The sequence below is a fragment of the Brachybacterium tyrofermentans genome (assembly GCF_014897585.1).
Taxonomy (GTDB): domain Bacteria; phylum Actinomycetota; class Actinomycetes; order Actinomycetales; family Dermabacteraceae; genus Brachybacterium; species Brachybacterium tyrofermentans.
This window is the reverse complement of sequence record NZ_JABUXW010000009.1, coordinates 92688-117205: the sequence shown is the minus strand read 5'-3', so window position 1 is coordinate 117205 and position 24518 is coordinate 92688. Positions and strand designations below refer to the sequence as shown.

Genomic DNA, 24518 nt, shown 5'->3' with positions numbered 1-24518 from the left:
ATCCCTTTCACATCTGTGGGCGGAGGAACGTCCGCATGCCGGGGCGCGGAGGCGTCATCGACGGCACGCCGCGCGCTCCCCGCGGTGGTCGTGCGGCTCTCAGACCGAGGTCCAGCGGAACCATCGCGCCACCGCGAGGCTGCCCCCGGCGGCCCAGAGCACGAGCACGATGATCGATCCGCCGGTGACGTCGCCGCCGGCGAGGCAGGCTCGCAGGAGCTCGCCGAGCGCCCCGGAGGGCAGCAGATCGACCAGGCTGTGCAGCAGCCGCGGATAGCTCGAGGTGGGGAAGGCGATGCCGCCGGCGGCGACCAGGATCACGAACACGAGGTTGGAGACGGCGAGCACGGCTTCGGTGCGCAGGAGCCCGGCGACCAGCAGCCCGAGCGATCCGAAGGCGATGGTGCCCAGGAGCCACACCGGGACCACGGCGAGCAGCTCGAGGAGATTCGGTCGCCACCCCAGGATCACCCCCAGCAGACCCAGCACGAGCACCTGGACGACGTGCACCAGCAGCGTGGCGAGGATCTTGCCCGCCAGATAGCCGTCGCGCCCCAGCGGAGTGGTCGCCACCCAGCGCAGCACCCCGTTGCGACGGTCGAAGCCGGTCTGGATCGCCTGGGAGGTGAAGGACGTCGAGATCAGCGCGGTGCCCAGGGTCGCGGCGAGCGCGGTCTCGATGGGCTGTGCCCCCTCGAGGCGGCCGATCGGCAGCAGCCGCAGGCCGATCAGCACCATGGCGGGCAGCGCGATCGCCACGAGCAGCTGCTCGCCGTTGGAGAGCAGGATGCGGGCCTCGAGGACGGTGTGGGCGAGGATGCGGCGGATCCGCGGGGCGGGGGCCGGCTCCGGTCGGCGGGCGGAGGGACGGTCCGGAGCGGTGGGAGGGGCCAGGTCGGCGGGAGCGGGCGCGGTGGCTCCCTGCTCGGGCGAGGTCGTACTCATCGCAACGTTCCTTCCTGCTCGGCGGCGTCCTGGACCTGTGTGCCGGGTTCCCGGCGATGTGCGCCGGCGTCCTGGCCCTGTGCGGCGGCACGCTGCGGGGCCATGAGGTCCAGCAGCACCGCTTCGAGGTCCGCGGCACCGGCGCCGGTGATCTCGAGGCGGGCGCCGTGGCGTGCGGCCGCAGCGGCCAGGTCCGCTTCCAGGGCGGGGACGGCGGCAGGATCCACGCCGTGGGCGACCGCCCTCACGGAGACGACTCCCTCATGCTCACGATGAGCGGTGATGACGTCCTGGACCGAGCCGGAGGCGACCGTGCGGCCGCCGGCGATGACGCACACCGCATCGGCGAGGCCGACCACGTCGTCCATCATGTGCGTGGTCAGCACCACGGCGCTGCCGGTGTCCGCGAGGGAGCGGATGAGGTGGCGTACCCGCCGCCGGATGGCGGGGTCCATCCCGGCCGTCGGCTCGTCCAGGAAGATCAGCTCGGGGCGCCCCACGATGGCGAGCGCGAGCGCCAGGCGCTGACGCTGACCGCCGGAGAGGCGACGCACGAGGGTGCCGGCGAAGTCGTCGATGCCGAGGTGCTCGGCGACCTGGTCCACGTCGAGCGGGTCCGCATGCAGGCTCGCGCCGTAGCGCAGCAGCTGCATCGCCCGGGAGCCGGAGGCCAGGCCGCCGTCCTGGATCATCACGCCGACCCGCGCCCGGTGCTCGGGACCGGCGTTCCACGGGTCCCGTCCGAGCACCTCCACGGCGCCGCCGCTCGCCCGCAGCAGCCCGGTCGCGCAGGAGACGGCGGTGGTCTTGCCCGCCCCGTTGGGGCCCAGCAGCGCGGTCACCTGACCGCGGAGCGCAGTGAGCGTGAGGCCGTCGAGGGCGCGGACCGGACCGTAGGAGTGCGTGAGGTCCTCGATGCGCAGCGCCGCCGGGGGAGTGCTCGCAGGAGCGGTGATGTCGTCTGTCATGGCGACCCCATCGTAGGCGCGACCTCCTGGGTGTCGCGCCGCGCCCGCCGGACAGCACGGCGCCCCACCACCGGGACCGGTGGTGGGGCGCGTGGCGTGGCTGGCGTGAGCGGTGCGAGATGGGCGACCGCTCAGCACCGGCTGGGTTTAGCGACCGACGACGTGCAGCGGGGTGTGGGAGGGGTCCACGACCTCGGCCGCGAGCGGGGCCAGGGGAGCGGTGCCCCCATCTCCCCAGGTGTTCGTGGGGAAGCGGTCACGGTCGTGCGCATCCAGCAGGGGCGCCAGGTCCGGGCCGAGCGGCACCACCTGGGTGGGGTTGATGTCGATGTGCACCACGTAGTAGTGCTCCTTGATCTGCTGGAAGTCGACGGTGTCGCCGAAGCCGGGGGTCTGGAACAGGTCCTTGGTGTAGTTCCAGAGGTTCGGCATCGATGCGAGCGTCTGCCGGTTCGCCTTGAAGTGACCGTGATAGACGGCGTCGAAGCGGATCAGGGTGGGGAAGAGGCGCACATCGGCCTCGGTGATCGAGGGACCCATCAGATACCGGCTGCGGGAGAGCCGCTCCTCGAGCTCGTCGAGGGCGGACCAGAGCTCGCCGAACTCCCTCTCGTAGTCCTCCTGGCTGCCGGCGAAACCGACCTTGTAGACGCCGTTGTTGACCGTGTGGAGCATCCACGAGTTCAGCGAGTCGATCTCCTCGCGCTGCGCCTCGGGGTAGAGGTCAGGGGCGCCCTCTCGGTGCAGATCCGCCCACTGCGTCGCGAAGTCCAGCGTGATGCGCTGGAAGTCGTTCGTCACGACGGCCTTCGAGGGGATGTCGACGAGGGCAGGGACCGTGATGCCGCGCGGGTAGTCGGGGAAGCGGGCGAAGTAGGCCTGCTGGAGGCGTTCGTAGCCGAGCACGGGGTCGACCCCGCCCTCGTCGAGATCGAAGGTCCAGGAGCGCTTGTCATGGGTGGGGCCGGGCATCCCGACCGAGAGGGCCTCCTCGAGGCCGAGCAGGCGGCGGGAGATCAGGGTCCGGTTCGCCCAGGGGCACGCGCGGGCCGCGATGAGGCGGTAGCGGCCGGGCTCGACCGCCCAGCCGTCGCTGCCGTCCCGCGTGATCCGGTCGGAGATGTAGGACATGTCGCGGTCGAAGGGCTTCCCCTTGTGCACGTAGGACCCCTCGGTCGAGTGCTCCGCGGAGTGGCCTGCGGAGCCTTTCGCGGCGGTGTCCTCGCGGTCGGTGGTGCTGTCCTGCGTGGTCATAAGATTCCTTCCTCGCTCCCGAGGAGCATGTGTCCTGGATGATCCGAGAGTAGTTGAAAGTGATAGCAAATGGAAGAGGTGGTCGACCTGGGTGGGTCGACGTGGACCGGAAGTGCGGCGGAGTGAGCGGGCGGACAGGCCGGTCCCGGGGTGATTTCGCAGGTTAGGGGACCCTTGGTGCCGTGCGGCACACCACCTCGACCGGTATTTGGCAAGCCATCTGTTGTAAAATGAATTCAGGTCGATGGGAGAGGGTGATGCACCGATGACAGTCTCGGATCTGGATCCGGCCGGCCCGCATGCCACGCGGGACCGACTCGTCGAGGCGATCTCTGCGCACGGACCGATCACCGCCCGCCAGCTGGCGGAGCGCTTCGGTCTCACGAGCGCGGCCGTGCGTCGCCACCTCGCGGCACTCGAGGCCGACGAGGTCATCGCCGAGCACGACATGCCGGTCGCGCACCGCGGACGCGGCCGCCCGAGCAAGGCCTTCGTGCTCACGAAGTTCGCCCACGAGGGCTACACGGGCGGGTACGACGAGCTCGCGGCGATGGCTGTCGCCGAGCTCGCCCGGCTCGGAGGTGACGAGGCGGTGAGCCGCCTCGCCGACCGACGGGTCGCCGACTGGGAGGGGAAGCTCGCCCAGGTGGTCGCCGGCCGCGAGGCGGCGGGGGAGACGGTGACCCTCGTCCGCAAGGTCGAGCTGCTCGCTGAGCTGCTCACATCTCGTGGGTACGCCACCACGGTGCGTCCGCTGCACGTCCCGCTGCCCACTCCGAGCACGCGATCGGGATCCATCCCCCGTACGCTCGTGACGGCGCAGCTGTGCCACGGACGCTGCCCGGTCCTCGACGTCGCCACAGATCATCCCGAGCTGTGCGAGGCCGAGACCCGCGTCATCTCCCGCATCGTCGGAGCCCCGGTCCAGCGCCTCGCCACCCTGGCGCAGGGCGCCCATGCCTGCACGACCCACATTCCGCTCACCGAGGGAAGGACACCATGACGACAGCACCAGAAAAGCTGACACAGGACGAGATCATCGACTCCGTGGGCCAGTACGCCTACGGATGGCACGACGAGGACTCAGCCGGCGCCAGCGCTCGCCGAGGCCTGAGCGAAGAGGTCGTGCGCGACATCTCCGCCCGCAAGGACGAGCCGGAGTGGATGCTCGAGCGCCGCCTCAAGGCCCTCAAGCTCTTCTACAAGAAGCCGCTGCCCACCTGGGGCCCGGATCTGTCCGGCATCGCGTTCGACCACATCAAGTACTTCGTGCGCTCCACCGAGAAGCAGGCCACCTCCTGGGAGGACCTGCCCGCGGACATCAAGGAGACCTACGACCGCCTCGGCATCCCCGAGGCCGAGAAGCAGCGTCTCGTCGCCGGTGTCGCCGCCCAGTACGAGTCCGAGGTCGTCTACCACCAGATCCGCGAGGACCTGGAGGAGCAGGGCGTCGTCTTCCTGGACACCGACTCCGCGCTCAAGGAGTACCCGGAGCTGTTCAAGGAGTACTTCGGCACCGTCATCCCCTCGGGGGACAACACCTTCTCCGCACTGAACACGGCGGTCTGGTCCGGCGGCTCCTTCGTGTACGTCCCCAAGGGCGTTCACGTGGAGATCCCGCTGCAGGCCTACTTCCGGATCAACACCGAGAACATGGGCCAGTTCGAGCGCACCCTGATCATCGCCGACGAGGGCTCCTCGGTGCACTACGTCGAGGGCTGCACGGCGCCGATCTACAAGTCGGACTCGCTGCACTCGGCCGTCGTCGAGATCGTCGTGAAGAAGGACGCCAAGGTCCGCTACACGACCATCCAGAACTGGTCGAACAACGTGTACAACCTGGTCACCAAGCGCACCACGGTCGAGCAGGGCGGCTCCATGGAGTGGGTCGACGGCAACATCGGCTCGAAGGTCACCATGAAGTACCCCGCCGTCTGGCTGATGGGCGAGCACGCCCGCGGCGAGACCCTGTCCATCGCCTTCGCCGGCGAGGGCCAGCAGCAGGACACCGGCTCCAAGATGGTCCACATGGCTCCGCACACCACGAGCTCGATCGTCTCCAAGTCGGTCTCCCGCGGCGGTGGTCGTACCTCGTACCGCGGCCTGGTCCAGGTCATGCCCGGTGCCGAGCACTCGGCATCCACCGTGCTGTGCGATGCGCTGCTGGTGGACCAGATCTCGCGCACGGACACCTACCCCTACGTCGACGTGCGCGTCGACGACGTCCAGATGGGCCACGAGGCCACCGTCTCCAAGGTCTCCGAGGAGCAGCTCTTCTACCTGATGAGCCGCGGCATGACGGAGACCGAGGCGATGGCGATGATCGTGCGCGGGTTCATCGAGCCCATCGCGCGCGAGCTCCCCATGGAGTACGCCCTCGAACTGAACCGCCTGATCGAGCTGCAGATGGAAGGAGCAGTCGGTTGATGACCACCGCAGACCTCAAGGGTGCCGAGACCGTGGGTGACCCCACGGCCAATGAGAACGTCGGCCACGCCGCCGGCGCGGCACCCGTCGCCGCCCAGACCGCGCTCGACGGGGCGGACACCGCCGCTGCGCCCGAGCTCGAGGACGAGGCGCTCGCCCTTCCGGGGGAGAGCTCCCCGGCCCGCGCCGCGCTGAACCGCGGTGCCCGCAGGCGCTCGTTCGAGCTGGGAGACCATCCCCGCCCGAAGAGCGACATCGAGGAGTGGCGCTTCACCCCGCTGCGCCGGTTCGCGCCGCTGTTCGAGGACGCCGCGACCGACGACCGCGAGGGCGATCCGGCACTCACCTACGACGTCACCGTCCCCGAGGGCGCGCCCGACGTCGCCACCCTCGCCCCGGGCGAGGCGCCCCGTGGCACCGTGCTGGTGCCCGAGGACCTCCCCACGGCGGTCGCCTCCGCACGCACCGAGCAGGCTCTCCACCTGGTCGCGCCGAAGAATGCGGCGCTGGAGACCCCGTTCCAGGTCCTGGTGCACGGCAACGGCGCAGACCGCCGCGGCAACGCCCACATCGTGCTCGAGACGAAGGAGTCGTCCTCGGCGACCTTCGTGCTGAACCACACCGGTTCCGCGCAGTACGCGCAGAACGTGGAGATGGTCGTCGGCGACAACTCGCAGATGACCGTCATCACCCTGCAGGACTGGGATGACGACGCGCTGCACATCTCCACGCACCACGCCCGCGTGGGTCGTGACGCGAAGATCAAGCACATCGTGGTCTCGCTCGGCGGCAGCGCCGTGCGCGTCAACGCGATCGGTGAGTTCGCGGCCCCCGGCGGCGAGCTCGAGAACATCGGGCTGTACTTCTCCGACGAGGACCAGTTCCTCGAGCACCGCCTGTTCGTGGACCATGCGGCTCCGAACTGCACCTCCAACGTGGCCTACAAGGGCGCGCTGCAGGGGAAGAAGGCACGCTCCGTGTGGGTCGGCGACGTGCTGATCCGCAAGGAGGCCGAGGGCACCAACACCTATGAGCTCAACCGCAACCTGGTCCTCACCGAGGGTGCACGCGCCGACTCGGTGCCGAACCTGGAGATCGAGACCGGGGAGATCGAGGGGGCTGGCCACGCCGCCGCCACCGGTCGCTTCGACGACGAGCAGCTCTTCTACCTGCGCGCCCGCGGGATCCCCGAGCTCGAGGCCCGTCGCCTGGTCGTGCGCGGCTTCTTCGCCGAGCTGATCCAGCGGATCGACGTCCCGGAGATCCGGGAGCACCTGACCGCGTCCATCGAGTCCGAGCTCGCCCGGAGCATGAACTGATGTCGGACGCCTTCGTCCCCGTCGCCACCCTGGACTCCCTCGCCCCCGGCGAGGCGATCGACGTCGTCGCCGGCGGCGTCGAGATCGCCGTGGTGCGCGCCGAGGACGGCGGCGTCCACGCCCTCGAGGACATCTGCTCGCACGACGAGATCGCGCTGAGCGATGGCGACGTCGAGGGATGCACCATCGAGTGCTGGAAGCACGGCAGCCAGTTCGACCTGGTCACAGGCCGTCCTCTGCAGCTTCCGGCGGTCCTCCCCGTGCGGGTCTTCCCCGTGCGCATCGACGAGAGCAGCGGCGAGATCCTCGTGGATCCGACCGCGGCACCCGCCACCTGAACACTCCGGGCACCGTCCGTCGGCGCCCGTACCCATCACCCACGAATCCACCAGTACCACTGGTCAAGGAGAACAGCCCATGTCGATCCTGGAGATCAAGAACCTCCACGCCACCGTCGAGACCCCTGAAGGCACCAAGGAGATCCTCAAGGGTGTCGACCTCACCATCAAGTCCGGCGAGACCCACGCGATCATGGGGCCCAACGGCTCCGGCAAGTCCACCCTCGCCTACGCGATCGCCGGTCACCCCAAGTACCAGATCACGCAGGGCGAGCTCACGCTCGACGGCGAGGACGTCCTGGAGATGAGCATCGACGAGCGTGCACGCGCCGGGCTCTTCCTCGCCATGCAGTACCCGGTCGAGGTCCCTGGTGTCACGGTGTCGAACTTCCTGCGCACCGCGAAGACCGCGGTCGACGGCCAGGCCCCTGCCCTGCGCACCTGGGTCAAGGACGTCAAGGGCGCGATGACCGACCTTCGCATGGACCCGGTCTTCGCCGAGCGCAACGTCAACGAGGGCTTCTCCGGCGGCGAGAAGAAGCGCCACGAGATCCTCCAGATGCAGCTGCTCAAGCCGGGCATCGCGATCCTCGACGAGACTGACTCCGGTCTCGACGTCGACGCGCTGCGCATCGTCTCCGAAGGCGTGAACCGCGCCAAGGAGGAGACAGAGGTCGGCATCATGCTGATCACGCACTACACCCGCATCCTGCAGTATGTGAAGCCGGACTTCGTCCACGTCTTCGTCAACGGCCAGATCGCGGAGCAGGGCGGCCCCGAGCTGGCCGAGCGCCTCGAGAACGAGGGCTACGACCGCTACCTCGTCGGCTCCGGCAGCTGACCTCCTGCCGGCCCGGCCCGGGAGAGATCCCGGGCCGGGCCGGCACCAACTCACCCGTGGGCCGACACCTCGACCCGCACCTCATCGGGAGGACCCCATGACCGACCAGAAGACCCCGTCGGCGACCGTCAGCTCCGAGGACGTCCTCGAGGCCCTGAAGGACGTGATCGACCCCGAGCTCGGGATCAACGTCGTCGACCTCGGACTCATCTACGGCGTGACGGTCGAGGACGGCAATGCCGTCATCGACATGACGCTGACCTCCGCGGCCTGCCCTCTGACGGAGATGCTCGAGGACCAGACCTTCGCGGTGCTGGACCCGATCACCGAGACGCACCGCATCAACTGGGTGTGGATGCCCCCGTGGGGCATGGAGAAGATCACCGAGGACGGTCGCGAGCAGCTGCGTGCGATCGGCTTCAACCTCTGATCGACTGATCCGGCCTCAGGGCCCTGGCCGCTGCGGTGGCGTGCCCGCCGGAGGGCGAGCGGGCAGCCGCGGCAGCCGCCGGGCAGAGAGATGTCCCGGGAGGACCGATGCGATACGTCGCATCGTTCCTCCCGGGACATGTCCATCTCGGGCGAGCCCGGCGTCGTCGCACAGGGGGTCGGCTCCCGCAGGGTGCGGCCTCCTGCACGGCGCCCGCTCCCGCCCGGAGCCCGCCCCGGGGGAGCGGCGGGTCAGCCGATGATCTGCTCCGCGGAGGCGACGTCGAGGCCGTGCGCCTCGCCCGTCCCGGCATGCGTGAGGGCTCCCTCGTGCGTGTGCAGGCCCTTCGCGAGCGAACCGTCGCTGCGCAGTGCCTCGCGCCAGCCGGCATCGGCGATCTTCAGCACGTAGGGGAGCGTCGCATTCGTCAGCGCCGAGGTGGCGGTGACGGGCACGGAGCCCGGCATGTTCGCGACGCAGTAGAACACCGTGTCGTGCACGGCGAACGTCGGATCGTCATGCGTGGTGGGATGCGAGTTCTCGAAGCATCCGCCCTGGTCGATCGCGACATCCACGAGCACGGAACCCGGTTTCATTGACGCGACCATCTCGTCGGTCACCAGTTTCGGCGCCTTCTTGCCGGGGATCAGCACGGACCCGATGACCACGTCGGCCTGCTGGATCTTCTCCGTGAGGTCGAGCGTGGTGGAGTAGCGGGTGAGGATGCCGCCGTGGTGCATGGTCGCGATCTGCCCGAGGCGGGAGACGTTGAGGTCCATGACCGTGACGTCCGCATGCAGGCCGTGCGCCATCATCGCGGCCTGCTCGCCCACGACGCCGCCGCCGAGGATCAGCACATCCGCCTCCGAGGTCCCGGGGACGCCGCCCATCAGCATGCCGGAGCCGCCCAGCGGGGACATCAGGTGATACGCCGCGACCTGGGTCGCCAGGCGCCCGGCGATCATGCTCATGGGGGAGAGCAGGGGCAGCGACCGGTCCGGCAGCTGCACCGTCTCATAGGCGACGGCCGTCACCCCCGAGCTGAGCAGCGCCTCCGTGAGGGCTCTGTCGGCGGCGAGGTGCAGGTAGGTCAGCAGCACCTGGCCGCGCCGCATCCGCCCGTACTCGTCCGGGAGCGGCTCCTTGACCTTGACGATCAGCTCCGCCTGCTCCCAGACCTCGTCGGCCGTGGCCAGGATCCGGGCACCTGCCGCCCGGTAGTCGTCATCGCTGATCCGCGCTCCCAGGCCCGCGCTCGCCTCGACCACCACGTCGTGGCCGCGGACTGCGAGCTCATGGACTCCTGCTGCGGTCAGCCCCACCCGGTTCTCGTTGTTCTTGATCTCCCGGGGCACACCTATGCGCATCACGAAGCCTCCTCGCATCGTCGTCCGGCCGCCTCTGCGGCCGCTGGGACCAGCATGTCATCGACCTCGCCGCGATGGTGCCGTGGACGCTCCCCGAGGAGTGACGGACTTGTGAGGGTTCCCGTCGGCGGCGAGGGCCTGATCACGCAGGGCCGCGGCGGACTGTGGTTCACCGCACCGTGCGCCGAAAAATCGAGGCCGACGAGGGCCTGCGCACCTAGACTCGATCCGGCCCCGGACCGCTCTGCGTCCGATGACGGCCACCAGCGTCCGCGGTCCCGCCGCCCCCTCTCACCCCACCAAGGAGTCTGATCCTGTGATCACCGTGCACGACCTCGCCATCCGAGTCGGTGCCCGGCTGCTCATGAGCGACGTCTCCTTCCAGATCACCGATGGTGACCGGGTGGGCCTGGTGGGCCGCAACGGGGCCGGGAAGACCACGCTCACGAAGGTCCTCTCCGGCACCCTCCAGCCCGCAGAGGGCTCGGTCGAGGTCACCGGGGAGCTGGGTTACCTCCCCCAGGACACCCACGCCGGTGACGAGGACGAATCGGTGATCACCCGCATCCTCTCCGCCCGCGGCCTCGACGACATCCTGCGCCGGCTGCGCCGGGCCGAGGAGGAGATGGGGGACATGAGCCTGACCGAGGCCAAGCGGGAGAAGGCGATGAACCGCTACCCGCGGCTCTCGGCAGAGCTCGATGCCGTGGGAGGGTACGCCGCCGAGGCCGAGGCCAAGCGGATGGCCTCGAACCTGGGCCTGCCCAACCGCATCCTCGAGCAGGGCCTGGGCACCCTCTCGGGCGGCCAGCGCCGCCGTGTGGAGCTGGCCCGCATCCTCTTCTCCCAGGCCTCCACCATGATCCTGGACGAGCCCACGAACCACCTCGACCACGACTCGATCGTGTGGCTGCGCGAGTACCTCCTGGCCTACCGAGGCGGTCTGATCATCATCAGCCACGACGTCCAGATCGTGGAGTCCGTCGTGAACAAGGTCTTCTACCTCGATGCCAACCGCGCCGAGATCGATATCTACAACATGGGCTGGAAGCTCTATCAGCGCCAGCGCGAGGACGACGAGAAGCGCCGCAAGCGCGAGCGTATGAACGCCGAGAAGAAGGCGTCGACCCTCACCATCCAGGCTGAGAAGATGCGCGCCAAGGCCACCAAGGCCGTCGCCGCGCAGAACATGCTCAAGCGCGCCGAGCGGATGCTCGACGGCCTCGAGAGCGAGCGTCAGCAGGACCGGGTGGCGTCGCTGCGCTTCCCCAAGCCCGCCCCCTGCGGCAAGACCCCGCTGATGGCGAAGGACCTCTCGAAGTCCTACGGCAGCCTCGAGATCTTCACCGGGGTGGACCTCGCGATCGACCGCGGCTCGAAGGTGGTCATCCTGGGCCTGAACGGCGCCGGCAAGACCACCCTGCTGCGGATCCTCGCCGGGGTCGACGCCCCGGACACCGGCGGCCTGCTGCCCGGTCACGGCCTGCGCATCGGCTACTACGCGCAGGAGCACGAGACCCTCGACCTCGAGCGCACCGTGCTGGAGAACATGATGACCGCCGCCCACGAGATCGCCGAGGTCGAGGCCCGCAAGATCCTGGGCTCGTTCCTCTTCACCGGCGACGACGTCCACAAATCCACCCGGGTGCTCTCGGGCGGGGAGAAGACGCGACTGGCCCTGGCCACACTCGTCGTGTCCAGCGCGAACGTCCTCCTGCTGGATGAGCCGACGAACAACCTCGACCCCGCCAGCCGCGAGGAGATCCTCGGGGCGCTCGCGGCCTTCGAGGGCGCCGTGGTCCTGGTCTCCCACGACCCGGGCGCCGTCGCCTCGCTCTCCCCGGAGCGGGTGCTGATGATGCCCGATGCCGTCGAGGACCTCTGGAACGAGGAGTACCAGGAGCTCATCGAGCTCGCCTGACCCTTCCGGTCAGGGACGGACTGGTCCGGTTCGTCGACTCGTCGGCTCGTCGGCCCTCTGAACTCCCTGCTCGCACGCGTCATGGCGATATCACCGTCTTTCGGCTGTACTCTCGTGGACAGCGGATTCGCCCTGAACTCCGTGTGATCGCGACCGCGACGCGCAGCCCGCGTCGCGACGAGGTGGTGGCAGTCCCGTGTACGTCCTCTCCTTCGCCGGGGGCGCCGTGCGCACCTCGCGCGACGGCACCGATCCGGTCCCTGCGATGCTCGAGGCACTCGAGGGCGTGACCCTCGCCCTGCCCGCCGAGCGCACCGTCGGCCCCGACCTGCTCGCGCTCGCCTCCCGGGCCGACGCCGCGCTCGACGCGGTGCTGCGCGCTCGCGAAGAGGGTGACTGGCGGATCGGCCTGGGTGTCGGAGCGGTCCGGAGCCCGCTGCCCGGTTCGGTCCGGGAGATCGAGGGGCCGGCCGTCGTCGCGGCCCAGGAGGCGGTGCAGGCGGCACGCCGGGAGCGGTCGGCGACCAGCGTCCCGATCCACGTCCGGGCGGCCGACGGCCGGCACCGGGAGACCGCCCAGGACGCCGAGGCGGTGCTGGGACTGATCGGATGGATCGTGCGCTCGCGCAATCGCGGTCAGTGGCAGGCCGTCCGCGCGCTGCGGGAGGACCCCGGGGCGACCCAGGCCCGGCTCGCCGAGGGCCTGGGCGTGACCCAGCAGACCGTCTCGCGGGCGGTGAAGACGAGCGGCTGGCGCGAGGAGAGCGCCGCGCATCCGCTCGCCTCCCGACTGCTGAGCATGATCGACCTCACGTCCGAGCGCTGAGCGGGTCCGTCGCCCCGGTCCGCAGCGATCCGGCGCGCTATCCTTGACCCGCCCCGACGACTACCGAGGAGATTCATGGCGACGACGAACGATCTGAAGAACGGGATGGTCCTCGTTCTGGACAAGCAGCTCTGGAGCGTGGTCGATTTCCAGCACGTCAAGCCCGGCAAGGGTCCGGCCTTCGTGCGCACCAAGCTCAAGAACGTCCTGTCCGGCAAGGGTGTCGACAAGACCTTCAACGCCGGCCTCAAGGTGGAGACCGCGACCGTGGACCGTCGCGACATGCAGTTCTCCTATCTCGACGGCGACATGTACGTGTTCATGGACACGAGCAACTGGGAGCAGACGAACCTCACCGAGGAGACCGTCGGCAACGCCAAGGACTTCATGATCGAGGGGCAGGACGTCGTGGTGGCCTTCCACGACGGCACTGCGCTCTTCGTCGAGCTGCCCGCCTCCGTGGTCCTGACCATCGAGTTCACCGAGCCCGGCCTGCAGGGCGACCGCTCCAGCGGCGGCACCAAGCCCGCACGCCTGGAGACCGGCCGCGAGATCCAGGTCCCGCTGTTCCTGGACCAGGGCGACAAGGTCAAGGTCGACACCCGTGGCGGCGAGTACCTCGAGCGCGTGAAGTGACCGATTCCCCCGCTCCTCGGGGCACCGGCCTCCCTCATCCCACGAGGGAGGGCGCGGAGGTCGAGTTCGAACGGACGGTGCCCGCGGGCACTGACCGGCTCCATCGTCGCTCCCGTGATCGCATCCGGGCCCTGGACGTGCTGTTCGAGGCCGATGCGAAGCGGGAGGACGTGCTTGACGTCCTCGCCCAGCGACTGCGCCGCACGGCGGCCCAGAGCCCGCTGCCGGAGGCCGCGCGGGCTCTCGTCGAGCTGTACGCGCCGAACGCCGCGGACATCGACGAGGATCTGGCCACCCATTCCCGGGACTGGCCGCTGCACCGCATGCCTGCGGTGGACCGCGCGATCCTGCGCCTGGGCAGCGCCGAGGTGCTGTACGGCACCGAGGAGACCGCACGGGGCACGCTGATCGGCGAGTACACGAAGATCGCGGAGGTCCTCTCGACGGATGACTCCCCGCGCTTCGTCAACGGACTCCTGCAGCGACTGGCGGACGTGCGCGGCCTGCTGTCCTGACCGCTGCCGGGCCCCGGGGACGGCTCCGGGCCCGGCGGTCCGCGCGGCCGGTGAGCACGGCGCGGCACACGCCGAGGGACGACCCCGAGACTGTGCGGCCGTCCGCCGTCCGGCAGGTGGTCGCCCCCGCGCCGCCGACGCCCGAGCGGCTAAGCTCGGCCTCGCTCGAGAACGAGCATCTGCACCCTTTAACGACACGTCCTGTGAGGCGTGGAAGGGAGAACCCCATGCACGACGTACTACCACCTGCAGGATTAGCAGCCGGACACTCAGCCGATTCCCCGGCGGAGCACTCGCGAGTGCTCGGAGCCGAGGAGATCCGACGGGCGCTGACCCGGATCGCCCACGAGATCCTCGAGAGCGGCCACGGCGCCGATGACCTCGTGCTGCTCGGCATCCCGCATCGCGGAGTGCCGCTCGCCGAGCGCCTCGCCGCCCAGATCGCGCGGGCCGAGGGCGACGACCGCCCGCTGGACCAGCTCGCCGGGTCCCTCGACATCACCATGTACCGCGACGACCTGCGGCACAATCCCACCCGGGCACCGAGCCCCACCCGCATCCCGCGAGAGGGCATCGACGGTCGCACCGTGGTGCTCGTCGACGACGTGCTGTACTCCGGACGCACCATCCGTGCGGCCCTCGACGCCCTCGGGGCGATCGGCCGGCCCGCCGCCGTGCGCCTCGCCGTGCTGGTGGACCGCGGTCACCGGCAGCTCCCGATCCGCGCCGATCACGTCGGCAAGAACCTCCCCACCTCGCGCAGCGAACGGGTGCACGTCCAGCTGACCGAGACCGACGGGGTCGACGCGGTCGACATCGTCCGCCCTGGCGCCGAACCAGGCCCCGGGACAGAGCCCGCGGAGGGGACGGCATGAGGCACTTCATCTCCATCGCGGACCTCGACCGGGACGAGGCGATCGCCGTGCTCGCGACCGCCGAGCACATGGCCGAGACCCAGTCGCGCTCGATCCGGAAGCTGCCCACACTGGTCGGCACCACCGTCGTGAACCTCTTCTTCGAGGACTCCACCCGCACCCGGATCAGCTTCGAGGCCGCGGCCAAGCGGCTCTCCGCCGACGTCATCAACTTCTCGGCCAAGGGCTCGAGCATCTCCAAGGGGGAGACGCTCAAGGACACCGCCCTCACGCTGCAGGCCATGGGAGCCGACGCCGTCGTGGTCCGCTCCGGGTCCTCCGGCGCGGCGCACCTGCTGGCCCATGCCGGCTGGATCGACCAGCCGATCGTGAATGCCGGGGACGGGGCCCATGAGCACCCGACCCAGGCGATGCTCGACGCCTTCACGATGCGCCGACACCTGCGCCCCGGGGACCCGACCGCCGGCCTCGACGGCCTCCACGTGGTCATCGTCGGCGATGTGCTCCACTCGCGGGTGGCGCGCTCGAACGTGCTGCTGCTGACCCTGCTCGGGGCCCGCGTCACCCTGGTCGCGCCGCCGGCGCTGGTTCCCGTCGGCGCCTCCGCGTGGCCCTGCGAGATCCGCTACGACCTCGACGAGGCCCTCGCGACCGGACCGGACGCGGTGATGATGCTCCGCGTCCAGAGCGAGCGCATGGTCGGCGGCGGCTTCTTCCCCACGGCGGGGGAGTACTCCCGCCGCTACGGGCTGACCACGGCCCGCGCGGCCTCTCTGCCCGACCACGCGATCGTGATGCACCCCGGCCCCATGAACCGCGGTTTCGAGATCGCCGGGGACGTCGCGGACTCCCCGCGCAGCGTCATCGTCGAGCAGGTCGCATCCGGCGTGTTCGTCCGCATGGCCGTGCTCTACCATCTGCTCGCCACCGACTCCCGGGAGGGCCCCCGATGACCGCCGACCAGAACGCATCCCCCGGTGGCACCGGGCCGTCCCCGCTGCTGATCCGCGGAGGCCGACCCTACGGCGAGGACGTCCAGGACGTCCTGCTCGAGGCAGGCCGCATCACGGCGATCGGCACGGACCTCGAGGTGCCCGCCGACGCCGAGGTCGTCGAGGCCGACGGCTGCATCGTGCTGCCGGGCCTCGTGGACCTGCACACCCATCTCCGGGAGCCCGGCGGGGAGGAGGCCGAGACCATCGAATCCGGCACCCGCGCCGCCGCCCGGGGCGGCTTCACGGCCGTCCACGCCATGGCCAACACCCTGCCGGTCGCCGACACCGCCGGCGTCGTCGAGCAGGTCGCCCGCCGCGGCGAGACCGACGGCTGGTGCTCCGTGCGCCCCGTCGGCGCCGTGACGGTGGGGCTCGCGGGGGAGCGCCTCGCCGAGCTCGACGCGATGGCCAACTCCCGGGCCAAGGTCCGCGTGTTCAGCGACGACGGCAAGTGCGTCCACGACCCCGTGCTGATGCGGCGCGCCCTGGAGTATGTGAAGTCCTTCGACGGCGTCATCGCCCAGCATGCCCAGGACCCGCGGCTGACCGAGGGTGCCCAGATGCACGAGGGCGTCGTCTCCGCGGAGCTCGGTCTCGCGGGCTGGCCCGCGGTCGCCGAGGAGTCGATCATCGCGCGGGACGTGCTGCTGGCCCAGCACGTCGGCTCCCGCCTGCACGTGTGCCACCTGTCCACGGCCGGCAGCGTCGACATCGTGCGCTGGGCCAAGGAGCGCGGCATCGACGTGACCGCCGAGGTCACCCCTCACCACCTGCTGCTGACCGATGAGACGGTGCGCGAGTTCGACGCCGTGTTCAAGGTGAACCCGCCGCTGCGCACCGCCGAGGACGTCCAGGCGGTCCGCGACGGCCTCGCCGACGGCACGATCGACATCGTCGCCACCGATCACGCCCCGCACCCGCGCGACGCCAAGGACCGTGAATGGGACCAGGCCGCCATGGGCATGACCGGCCTCGAGACGGCGCTCTCCCTCGTGCAGCTGACCATGGTCGACGAGGGTCGCCTGACCTGGCGCGACGTCGCCCGTGTGCTCTCGGAGAAGCCTGCCGAGATCGGCCGCGACGAGGACCAGGGCCAGGTGCTCGAGCCCGGAGCTCCGGCGCATGTGCTGGTCTGGGACCCCCGGTCCGTGCGCGCCGCCGATCCGGCCGAGCACGCCTCACGCAGCCGCAACTCCCCGTTCGCGGGGATCGAGCTGCCGGGCATGAACCGCCTCACCGTGCTCGAGGGCCGGCCCACCGTGCGCGACGGCCTCGTGGTGGAGCAGTGAGCGAGCAGCTCGGACCGGTCCTCGCACTGGTCGCCCTCTTCGCTCTTATCCTGGTGCTCATGGCCTGGGGCTGGCGACGCCGCGGCGCGTCCCAGTCGTCTCTGCCGCAGCCGCTCCGAGATTCGCTCGAGGAGCTCGGGGAGGCCGTCGAGATCGGCCCGCTCGACGCGGTCTACGTGAGCACCGTGCTCGCTCGCCAGCCCCTCGAGAGAGTGGTCGCCCACTCGCTCGGCCAGCGTGCGACAGCTCGCGTCAGCATCGGAGCGGCCGGCACCTGGCACATCGATCGCGAGGGCACTGCGCCCCTCACCATCTCCGCCGACTCCCTCGACGAGGTCACCGCCGGACCCGGCATGGCCGGCAAGTTCGTCGGCGGCGACGGCATCCTCATCCTCCGCTGGCGCCTCGGCGACCAGCTCCTCGACACCGGTCTGCGCCTCGCCCGGCGCGACGACCACGATCTGCTGCTCTCCCGGAAGGAGCACTCATGACAGTCCCCGCCCCTCACCAGTCCTCTGGCCCCGCATCGTCAGGCGCCCGGACCACCTCCCGTGTCCGCCGCGACCGCGCCCTGCTCGTCCTCGAGGACGGCACGGTCCTGCGCGGCAACGCCTACGGCGCCCGGGGCGCCCGCCTCGGCGAGGTCGTCTTCACCACCGGCATGACCGGCTACCAGGAGACCCTCACCGATCCCTCCTACGCCGGCCAGATCGTCGTCCAGACCGCTCCGCACATCGGCAACACCGGTGCGAACGCCGAGGACATGGAGTCCAGGAAGGTCTGGGTGCGCGGCTACGCCGTGCGCGACGCCAGCCGCCTCGCCTCGAACTGGCGCTCCGAGCAGTCCCTGGACGACCTGCTGGTCAGCAGCGAGGTGGTGGGCATCAGCGATATCGATACCCGCATGCTCACCCGCCGCCTGCGGGACGCCGGATCGATGCGCGGGGGCATCTTCTCCGGGGAAGCGCTGCAGAGCACCGAGGACGAGCTCCTCGCCCAGGTGCGCGAGCAGCCCACCATGAGCGGCTCCAGCTTCGTCGAGGAGGTGACCATCGCGCAGCCGGTCGTGCTCGAGCCCGAGGGCGAGGTGCTCGGCACCGTCGCCGCTGTCGACCTCGGCATCAAGGGCGCCTCGCCCCGCAGCATGCTCTCCCGCGGGCTCCGGGTGCACCTGCTCCCGGCCACGACGTCATTCGAGGAGCTGCTCGCCGTCGCTCCGGACGCCGTCTTCTTCTCCAACGGCCCCGGGGATCCCGCCGCCGCGACCGCCCAGGTCGAGCTCCTGCGGGGAGTGCTGGACGCAGGCCTGCCGTTCTTCGGCATCTGCTTCGGCAACCAGCTCCTGGGCCGGGCGCTCGGCTTCGACACCTACAAGCTGAAGTTCGGTCACCGCGGCATCAACCAGCCCGTGATGGACCGGGAGACCGGCAAGGTCGAGATCACGGCCCACAACCACGGCTTCGCCGTCGACGTCCCCCTCGAGGGCGAGCACGAGGCGCCGCACGACGGCGGCCGCTACGGCCGGGTCGTCGTCACCCACGTCGGCCTCAACGACGACGTGGTCGAGGGCATCCGCTGCCTCGATCGCCCCGCCTACTCCGTCCAGTACCACCCGGAGGCCGCCGGCGGCCCGCATGACGCCTCCTACCTCTTCGACCGCCTCGTGGGCCTGGTGACCGAGCGCCGCGCCTCCGGCAGCTCCACCGGCTCCTCCTCCCACATCCAGTCCTCGCAGAAGGAGTCCTGATGCCCCGTCGTCCCGACATCTCCTCCGTCCTCGTCATCGGCTCCGGCCCGATCGTCATCGGCCAGGCCGCGGAGTTCGACTACTCCGGCACCCAGGCCTGCCGGGTGCTGCGCGAGGAGGGCCTGCGGGTCATCCTCGTCAACTCCAACCCGGCGACGATCATGACGGACCCGGACATCGCCGATGCCACCTATATCGAGCCGATCGACCCCGACATCATCCGGTCGATCATCGCCGCCGAGCGTCCCGACGCGCTGCTGCCCACCCTCGGCGGCCAGACGGCGCTCAACGCCGCGATCGCCCTCGCCGAGAACGGCACCCTCGAGGAGTTCGGCGTCGAGATGATCGGTGCGAGCCTCGACGCGATCAACAAGGCCGAGGACCGCCAGCTGTTCAAGGAGGTCGTGGACCGCGTCGGCGGCGAATCCGCGCGCTCGAAGATCTGCCACACGGTCGATGACCTGCTGGCGGGCGCGGACGAGCTCGGGTACCCAATGGTGGTGCGTCCCAGCTTCACCATGGGCGGTCTCGGCTCCGGCATGGCCTACGACGAGAAGGACCTGCGCCGCATCGGCGGCGACGGCCTGCACTACTCGCCGACCACCGAGGTCCTCCTGGAGGAGTCCATCCTCGGCTGGAAGGAGTTCGAGCTCGAGCTGATGCGCGACCGCAACGACAACTGCGTGGTCGTCTGCTCGATCGAGAACGTCGACGCCGTGGGCGTGCACACCGGCGACTCGGTCACCGTCGCGCCGGCGCTCACGCTCACCGACGTCGAGATGCAGAAGCTGCGCGACCTGGGTATCGCCATCATCCGAGAGGTCGGGGTCGACACCGGCGGCTGCAACGTGCAGTTCGCGACGCATCCCGAGACCGGTCGCATCGTCGTCATCGAGATGAACCCGCGCGTCTCCCGCTCCTCGGCGCTGGCGTCCAAGGCCACCGGCTTCCCGATCGCGAAGATCGCGGCACGCCTGGCCATCGGATACTCGCTCGACGAGATCCGTAACGACATCACCGGCACCACGCCGGCGAGCTTCGAGCCCGCGCTGGACTACGTGGTCGTCAAGGTCCCGCGCTTCGCCTTCGAGAAGTTCCCGGCCGCGGACCCGACGCTGACCACCACCATGAAGAGCGTCGGCGAGGCGATGGCCATGGGCCGCAACTTCACCGAGGCCCTCGGCAAGGCGCAGCGGTCGATCGACGTCAAGGGCGCCGCCCCCACCTATGCGGGCACCCCGCCGACCGCTGCGGAGATCACCGGCCTGCTCGAGGAGGTGCGCACCCCGACCGACACCCGCCTGGTCACGATCTCGCGCATCCTGTGGGCCGCCGCCGAAGGGGTCGTGGACCCGACAGAGACCCTGGACCGCCTGGTCGAGGCGACCTGGATCGATCGCTGGTTCCTCGACCAGATGCTGCTGGTCGCCGAGCTCGCGGCCGAGATCCGCACCTCGGAGGTCCTCGACGCCGAGCTGCTGGCCCTGGCCAAGCGGCACGGCCTGTCCGACGACCAGATCGGTCGCCTGCGCGGACAGAGCGGCGACGTGGTCAAGGGGGTGCGCGAGGCACTGGGCATCAACCCGGTCTTCAAGACCGTCGACACCTGCGCGGCGGAGTTCGCCTCCCGCACGCCGTACCACTACTCCACCTACGACCAGGAGACGGAGGTCGAGCCGCGCGAGCGCCCGGCGATCCTGATCCTCGGCTCGGGCCCCAACCGCATCGGCCAGGGCATCGAGTTCGACTACTCGTGCGTGCACGCGGCCCTCGCGCTCGGCGACCGGGACCTGCCCGGCGGCGGCTACGAGACGGTCATGATCAACTGCAACCCCGAGACCGTCTCCACCGACTACGACATCGCCGACCGGCTCTACTTCGAGCCCCTCACCTTCGAGGACGTCGTCGAGGTGTACGAGGCGGAGAAGGCGGCCGGACCGGTTGCGGGCGTCATCGTCCAGCTCGGCGGCCAGACCCCGCTCTCGCTCGCGGACCGGCTCCAGGACGCGGGCCTGCCGATCATCGGCACCAGCCCGGCGGCGATCGATCTCGCTGAGGACCGCGGCCACTTCGGTGCGGTGCTCGCCGACGCCGACCTCCCCGCACCGCCCTACGGCACCGCCTGGGGCCTCGCGGACGCGACCGAGGTCGCCGCCGCGGTGGGGTACCCGGTGCTGGTGCGCCCGAGCTATGTGCTCGGCGGGCGCGGCATGGAGATCGTCTACGACCAGGAGGGCCTGGTCGACTACGTGAGCAGGAATCTTCCCGACGGGGGCCGCGCCGAGGCGCCGATCCTCATCGACCGCTTCCTGGACACCGCGATCGAGATCGACGTGGACGCCCTGTACGACGGGACGGACCTCTACCTCGGCGGCATCATGGAGCACATCGAGGAGGCCGGCATCCATTCCGGAGACTCCGCGTGCACCCTCCCGCCGGTCACCCTCTCCGACGACGTGATGGACCGCATCCGCACCTCGACCCTCGGCATCGCCGAGGGCGTGGGGGTGCGCGGGCTGCTCAACGTCCAGTACGCCCTCTCCCAGGGCACCCTGTACGTCCTGGAGGCCAACCCGCGCGCCTCGCGCACGGTGCCCTTCGTCGCCAAGGCCACCGGCGTGCCGCTCGCGCAGGCCGCGGCGCGGCTGATGGCGGGGGAGTCGATCGCCGAGCTGCGCGAGCGCGGCGTGCTGCCCTCCCAGGGCGATGGCGCGGATCTCCCCGACGACTCCCCGATCGCGGTCAAGGAGGCCGTGCTCCCGTTCAAGCGCTTCCGCACCCGCGAGGGTCGTGCGGTGGACTCGGTGCTCGGCCCGGAGATGCGCTCCACCGGCGAGGTCATGGGTCTGGACGCGACCTTCCCGCTCGCTTTCGCGAAGTCCCAGCTGGCGATCTCCGGGCAGGGGCTGCCGATGTCCGGCAGCGTGTTCATCTCCGTCGCCGACCGGGACAAGCGCGCCGTCGTGCTGCCAGCTGCCCGGCTCGCCGCGCTCGGCTTCGACATCCTCACCACGGCCGGCACCGGTCGCGTGCTGCGCCGCAGCGGGATCCCCTGCACGGTGCTGCGCAAGGCCTCGGAGACGGATGGCGAGGGGGCGAGCGTCATCGAGCTCCTCGAGTCCGGCGACATCGCCCTCGTGCTGAACACCCCGTCGGGATCGAACGCCCGCGCTGACGGCTACGCCATCCGCGCGGCGGCGACCAGCATGGACGTCCCGATGATCACGACGCTCCAGGAGTTCCAGGCCGCCGTGCAGGCGATCGAGGCACGCCCCGAGGAGCCGTTCGCGGTGGGCAGCCTGCAGGAGCACACCCGTCGCCTGGTCGAGGCCCGCGCGGCCACGGTCGCCGAGGCCTCGGCATGACAAGCCGGAGCAGCATGACGGGCGGGACCGGCATGCACACCGCCGCCCCGGCGTCCTTCGGCGCGCGCCTGCACCGGTCGGTGCAGGAGAACGGCCGGATCCTCGCAGGGATCGACCCCCACGCCTCGCTGCTGGAGGCGTGGGGCCTGCCGGACTCCCCGGCCGGGCTCGCGGAGTTCTCCCGCGTCGCGCTGGACTCCGTCGCGGGGCAGGTCGCGGCGATCAAGCCGCAATCGGCCTTCTTCGAGCGTCACGGATCCGCCGGGGTCGCGGTCCTCGAGGACCTCCTGGCCGCGGCGCGCGAGCGAGGGGTGCTCACCATCCTCGACGTCAAGCGCGGGGACATCGGCTCGACCATGGGGGCGTACGCCCAGGCGCACCTCCTCCCGGGAGCGCCGCTCGAGGCCGATGCGATCACCGTGAGCCCGTACCTGGGGACCGGGTCGCTCGACCCCGCGGTGCGGCTCGCCCTCGAGCACGGCAAGGGCCTGTTCGTCCTCGCGCTGACGTCGAACCCCGACGGACCGCAGGTCCAGCACGCGCTGAGCGACTCGGACACGCCGGTGGCGCTCGAGATCGCGCGACACGCCGAGCGGATCGGTGCCGGAGATCCGGGGGAGTGGGGGAGCGTCGGCCTGGTCGTCGGCGCGACCGTCGGAGACGCCTATCGGCGGCTCGGGCTGGACCGTGCGGCGCCCTCGGTGCCGCTGCTCGCCCCGGGCTTCGGAGCCCAGGGCGCAGGCCCCGCCGAGATGTCCGAAGTGTTCGGTGAAAGTGCAGGTCATGTGCTGGTTTCGCTGTCCCGCGGGATCTTGTCGCAGGGTCCGGACCCGGAGCGTCTGAGCCATATCGTCGGCCGGCTCCGGGACGAGTACAGCGGCCGGCCCTGAGCGGCTGAGCGGCGCGGCGCACGCCGTCCCGGAGGGGCGTCCCGGAGGGCTCCGGGACGCCCCTGATCTGCATCCGACCTGGGGTTGAGCGTGTCAGAAGTGCCCTTGGCCACGATATTGGGGTTACGCTCTTCCCACACGCGAGGTCCTCCCGGATCCCGCCCGTCACCAGCAAGAGAAGATGAGGTAAGAACAGTGGCTCTCCCTCCCCTCACCCCTGAGCAGCGGGCCGACGCCCTGAAGAAGGCCGCCGAGGCTCGTCGCGAGCGCGCGGTCATCAAGGCCCGGCTCAAGGACAGCGCCGGCCACCGTGGCGCCGAGATCAAGAAGGTCCTCGTCGAGGCCGAGTCCAACGAGATCGTCGGTCGCCTCCGGGTCGCCGCGCTGCTCGAGGCTCTGCCCGGCGTCGGCAAGGTCAAGGCTCAGCAGATCATGGAGGAGATCGGCATCTCCCCCTCCCGCAAGATCCGGGGCCTCGGCTCCCATCAGGCGGAGAAGCTCGTCGCCCACTTCTCCGAGTGACCGATCCGTCAGGGGCCGGTGCCGTCACGGCACCGGCCCCCGTCACGGTCCTGGCCGGACCGACGGCCGTCGGCAAGGGCACGGTCTCCGCGGCGATCCGTGCGCAGTACCCCGAGATCTGGCTGTCCGTCTCCGCGACCACCCGGGCCGCACGTCCCGGTGAGGTCGACGGCGTGCACTACCGGTTCGTGGAGGAGGAGGAGTTCTCCCGCCTCATCGACACCGGGCAGATGCTCGAGTGGGCAGTCGTCCACGGTCGCAACAAGTACGGCACCCCGCGCGGTCCCGTCGAGGAGAAGGTCGCCGAAGGGCGGCCCGTGCTGCTCGAGATCGACCTCGCCGGCGCCCGGCAGGTCCGCGAGTCCCTGCCGGATGCGCGCTTCGTGTTCCTCGCCCCGCCGGACTGGGACACCCTGGTGGACCGGCTCGTGGGCCGCGGCACCGAGGACGCCCAGGAGCGCGAGCGCCGCCTGGAGACCGCGAAGGTCGAGCTGGCCGCAGAGAGCGAGTTCGACGTGACGATCATCAACGACACCGTGGATCGCGCCGCCGCGGAGCTCGCCGGACTGATCGGCGTGCGCGACCTCACCTGACCTGTGCGCAGGCGCGCTCGCCCCCGACCGGGTCGAGGGCGTATCCTGAAGCGTCGCACCCCGAAACTGACGAAGGGACTTCCGTGGCCGGAACAGTCGCTCAGCCCGAAGGCATCACGAACCCCCCGATCGACCGTCTCCTGGAGACCGTCGATTCCAAGTACGCGCTGGTGCTCTACGGCTCCCAGCGCGCGCGCCAGATCAACGCCTACTACTCGCAGCTCTCCGAGGGCCTGCTCGAGTTCGTCGGCCCGCTGGTGGACGTCGACAACCAGGAGAAGTCCCTGTCGATCGCGCTGCGCGAGATCGACGAGGGCCTGCTGACCGTCCGCGAGATCGACGAGGCCGAGTACGCCGCCCAGAACGAGCCCGATCCCGACGCCCCGGCGCCGCTCAAGCTCGGCGACGACGCCCCCGAGGTCCCGCCCTCCGGCTTCAGCTTCTGACCCTCACCC

General features: G+C 70.4%; 24 protein-coding genes. 20 read left to right on the top strand and 4 right to left on the bottom strand.

The features are described from left to right. Positions 1-99 precede the first annotated feature (99 nt). The 3 genes from INT49_RS08495 to INT49_RS08485 form a co-directional block, all read right to left on the bottom strand. A complete protein-coding gene (locus INT49_RS08495; protein ID WP_193117295.1) occupies positions 100-945 on the bottom strand; it encodes an ABC transporter permease in 846 nt (281 codons plus the stop codon). Further along, entirely contained in the window at positions 942-1913 is a 972-nt protein-coding gene (locus tag INT49_RS08490) for an ABC transporter ATP-binding protein (RefSeq protein WP_193117294.1), read from the bottom strand. The genes INT49_RS08495 and INT49_RS08490 overlap by 4 nt, the downstream gene beginning before the upstream one ends. 147 nt (positions 1914-2060) lie before the next feature. After that, the gene (locus INT49_RS08485) at positions 2061-3167 is read right to left on the bottom strand and encodes a glutathione S-transferase family protein (protein WP_193117293.1); all 1107 of its coding nucleotides are present in this window, start codon (positions 3165-3167) and stop codon (positions 2061-2063) included. A gap of 265 nt (positions 3168-3432) precedes the next feature. On the opposite strand from INT49_RS08485, the gene INT49_RS08480 reads away from it, so the two are divergent. The 6 genes from INT49_RS08480 (at position 3433) to INT49_RS08455 (ending at position 8522) form a co-directional block, all read left to right on the top strand. Continuing rightward, positions 3433-4170, top strand: coding sequence for a helix-turn-helix transcriptional regulator (locus INT49_RS08480; protein WP_193117292.1), 738 nt, complete (start codon positions 3433-3435; stop codon positions 4168-4170). Next, positions 4167-5594 (top strand): Fe-S cluster assembly protein SufB, encoded by a 1428-nt coding sequence (gene sufB / locus INT49_RS08475; protein ID WP_193117291.1) that lies wholly within the window; start codon positions 4167-4169, stop codon positions 5592-5594. Before INT49_RS08480 ends, sufB begins: the two co-directional genes overlap by 4 nt. Then, entirely contained in the window at positions 5594-6913 is a 1320-nt protein-coding gene (sufD, locus tag INT49_RS08470; protein WP_193117290.1) for a Fe-S cluster assembly protein SufD, read from the top strand. The genes sufB and sufD overlap by 1 nt, the downstream gene beginning before the upstream one ends. Next, complete coding sequence (locus INT49_RS08465) at positions 6913-7251, top strand: non-heme iron oxygenase ferredoxin subunit (protein ID WP_193117289.1); 339 nt, start codon at positions 6913-6915, stop codon at positions 7249-7251. Before sufD ends, INT49_RS08465 begins: the two co-directional genes overlap by 1 nt. A 79-nt stretch (positions 7252-7330) precedes the next feature. Then, entirely contained in the window at positions 7331-8092 is a 762-nt protein-coding gene (gene sufC / locus INT49_RS08460; protein ID WP_193117288.1) for a Fe-S cluster assembly ATPase SufC, read from the top strand. Between the two features lie 97 nt (positions 8093-8189). Beyond that, positions 8190-8522, top strand: coding sequence for a metal-sulfur cluster assembly factor (locus INT49_RS08455; protein ID WP_193117287.1), 333 nt, complete (start codon positions 8190-8192; stop codon positions 8520-8522). Positions 8523-8773: 251 nt separating this feature from the next. On the opposite strand, the gene ald is transcribed toward INT49_RS08455, so the two are convergent. Continuing rightward, positions 8774-9889 (bottom strand): alanine dehydrogenase, encoded by a 1116-nt coding sequence (gene ald, locus INT49_RS08450; protein ID WP_193117347.1) that lies wholly within the window; start codon positions 9887-9889, stop codon positions 8774-8776. 316 nt (positions 9890-10205) lie between these two features. On the opposite strand from ald, the gene INT49_RS08445 reads away from it, so the two are divergent. The 14 genes from INT49_RS08445 to rpoZ all read left to right on the top strand — a co-directional run bounded on the left by INT49_RS08445 (position 10206) and on the right by rpoZ (position 24509). Beyond that, the gene (locus tag INT49_RS08445) at positions 10206-11810 is read left to right on the top strand and encodes an ABC-F family ATP-binding cassette domain-containing protein (protein ID WP_193117286.1); all 1605 of its coding nucleotides are present in this window, start codon (positions 10206-10208) and stop codon (positions 11808-11810) included. A gap of 196 nt (positions 11811-12006) precedes the next feature. Beyond that, positions 12007-12636 (top strand): MarR family transcriptional regulator, encoded by a 630-nt coding sequence (locus INT49_RS08440; protein WP_319021557.1) that lies wholly within the window; start codon positions 12007-12009, stop codon positions 12634-12636. Positions 12637-12711: 75 nt separating this feature from the next. Then, positions 12712-13272 (top strand): elongation factor P, encoded by a 561-nt coding sequence (gene efp / locus INT49_RS08435; protein WP_193117285.1) that lies wholly within the window; start codon positions 12712-12714, stop codon positions 13270-13272. Next, on the top strand, positions 13269-13787 hold the full coding sequence (gene nusB / locus INT49_RS08430) for a transcription antitermination factor NusB (RefSeq protein WP_193117284.1): 519 nt from the start codon (positions 13269-13271) through the stop codon (positions 13785-13787). The genes efp and nusB overlap by 4 nt, the downstream gene beginning before the upstream one ends. Positions 13788-14014: 227 nt before the next feature. After that, positions 14015-14662, top strand: a complete 648-nt coding sequence (pyrR, locus tag INT49_RS08425) for a bifunctional pyr operon transcriptional regulator/uracil phosphoribosyltransferase PyrR (RefSeq protein ID WP_193117283.1) — start codon at positions 14015-14017, stop codon at positions 14660-14662. After that, positions 14659-15615, top strand: a complete 957-nt coding sequence (locus INT49_RS08420; protein WP_193117282.1) for an aspartate carbamoyltransferase catalytic subunit — start codon at positions 14659-14661, stop codon at positions 15613-15615. Before pyrR ends, INT49_RS08420 begins: the two co-directional genes overlap by 4 nt. Continuing rightward, positions 15612-16946 (top strand): dihydroorotase, encoded by a 1335-nt coding sequence (locus INT49_RS08415; RefSeq protein WP_193117281.1) that lies wholly within the window; start codon positions 15612-15614, stop codon positions 16944-16946. Before INT49_RS08420 ends, INT49_RS08415 begins: the two co-directional genes overlap by 4 nt. After that, a complete protein-coding gene (locus INT49_RS08410; RefSeq protein ID WP_193117280.1) occupies positions 16943-17437 on the top strand; it encodes a PH-like domain-containing protein in 495 nt (164 codons plus the stop codon). Before INT49_RS08415 ends, INT49_RS08410 begins: the two co-directional genes overlap by 4 nt. Beyond that, positions 17434-18693 carry a glutamine-hydrolyzing carbamoyl-phosphate synthase small subunit gene (gene carA, locus INT49_RS08405; RefSeq protein WP_193117279.1) on the top strand — a complete coding sequence of 420 codons (1260 nt, stop codon included), beginning with the start codon at positions 17434-17436 and terminating at the stop codon, positions 18691-18693. Before INT49_RS08410 ends, carA begins: the two co-directional genes overlap by 4 nt. After that, on the top strand, positions 18693-22058 hold the full coding sequence (carB, locus tag INT49_RS08400; protein WP_193117278.1) for a carbamoyl-phosphate synthase large subunit: 3366 nt from the start codon (positions 18693-18695) through the stop codon (positions 22056-22058). Before carA ends, carB begins: the two co-directional genes overlap by 1 nt. Then, complete coding sequence (gene pyrF / locus INT49_RS08395; RefSeq protein WP_226849970.1) at positions 22055-22948, top strand: orotidine-5'-phosphate decarboxylase; 894 nt, start codon at positions 22055-22057, stop codon at positions 22946-22948. Before carB ends, pyrF begins: the two co-directional genes overlap by 4 nt. 195 nt (positions 22949-23143) lie before the next feature. Continuing rightward, positions 23144-23470 carry an integration host factor, actinobacterial type gene (gene mihF / locus INT49_RS08390; protein WP_193117277.1) on the top strand — a complete coding sequence of 109 codons (327 nt, stop codon included), beginning with the start codon at positions 23144-23146 and terminating at the stop codon, positions 23468-23470. Then, the gene (gmk, locus tag INT49_RS08385; RefSeq protein WP_193117276.1) at positions 23467-24063 is read left to right on the top strand and encodes a guanylate kinase; all 597 of its coding nucleotides are present in this window, start codon (positions 23467-23469) and stop codon (positions 24061-24063) included. The genes mihF and gmk overlap by 4 nt, the downstream gene beginning before the upstream one ends. Positions 24064-24146: 83 nt before the next feature. After that, on the top strand, positions 24147-24509 hold the full coding sequence (gene rpoZ / locus INT49_RS08380; RefSeq protein WP_193117275.1) for a DNA-directed RNA polymerase subunit omega: 363 nt from the start codon (positions 24147-24149) through the stop codon (positions 24507-24509). The last annotated feature ends 9 nt before the right edge of the window (positions 24510-24518 follow it).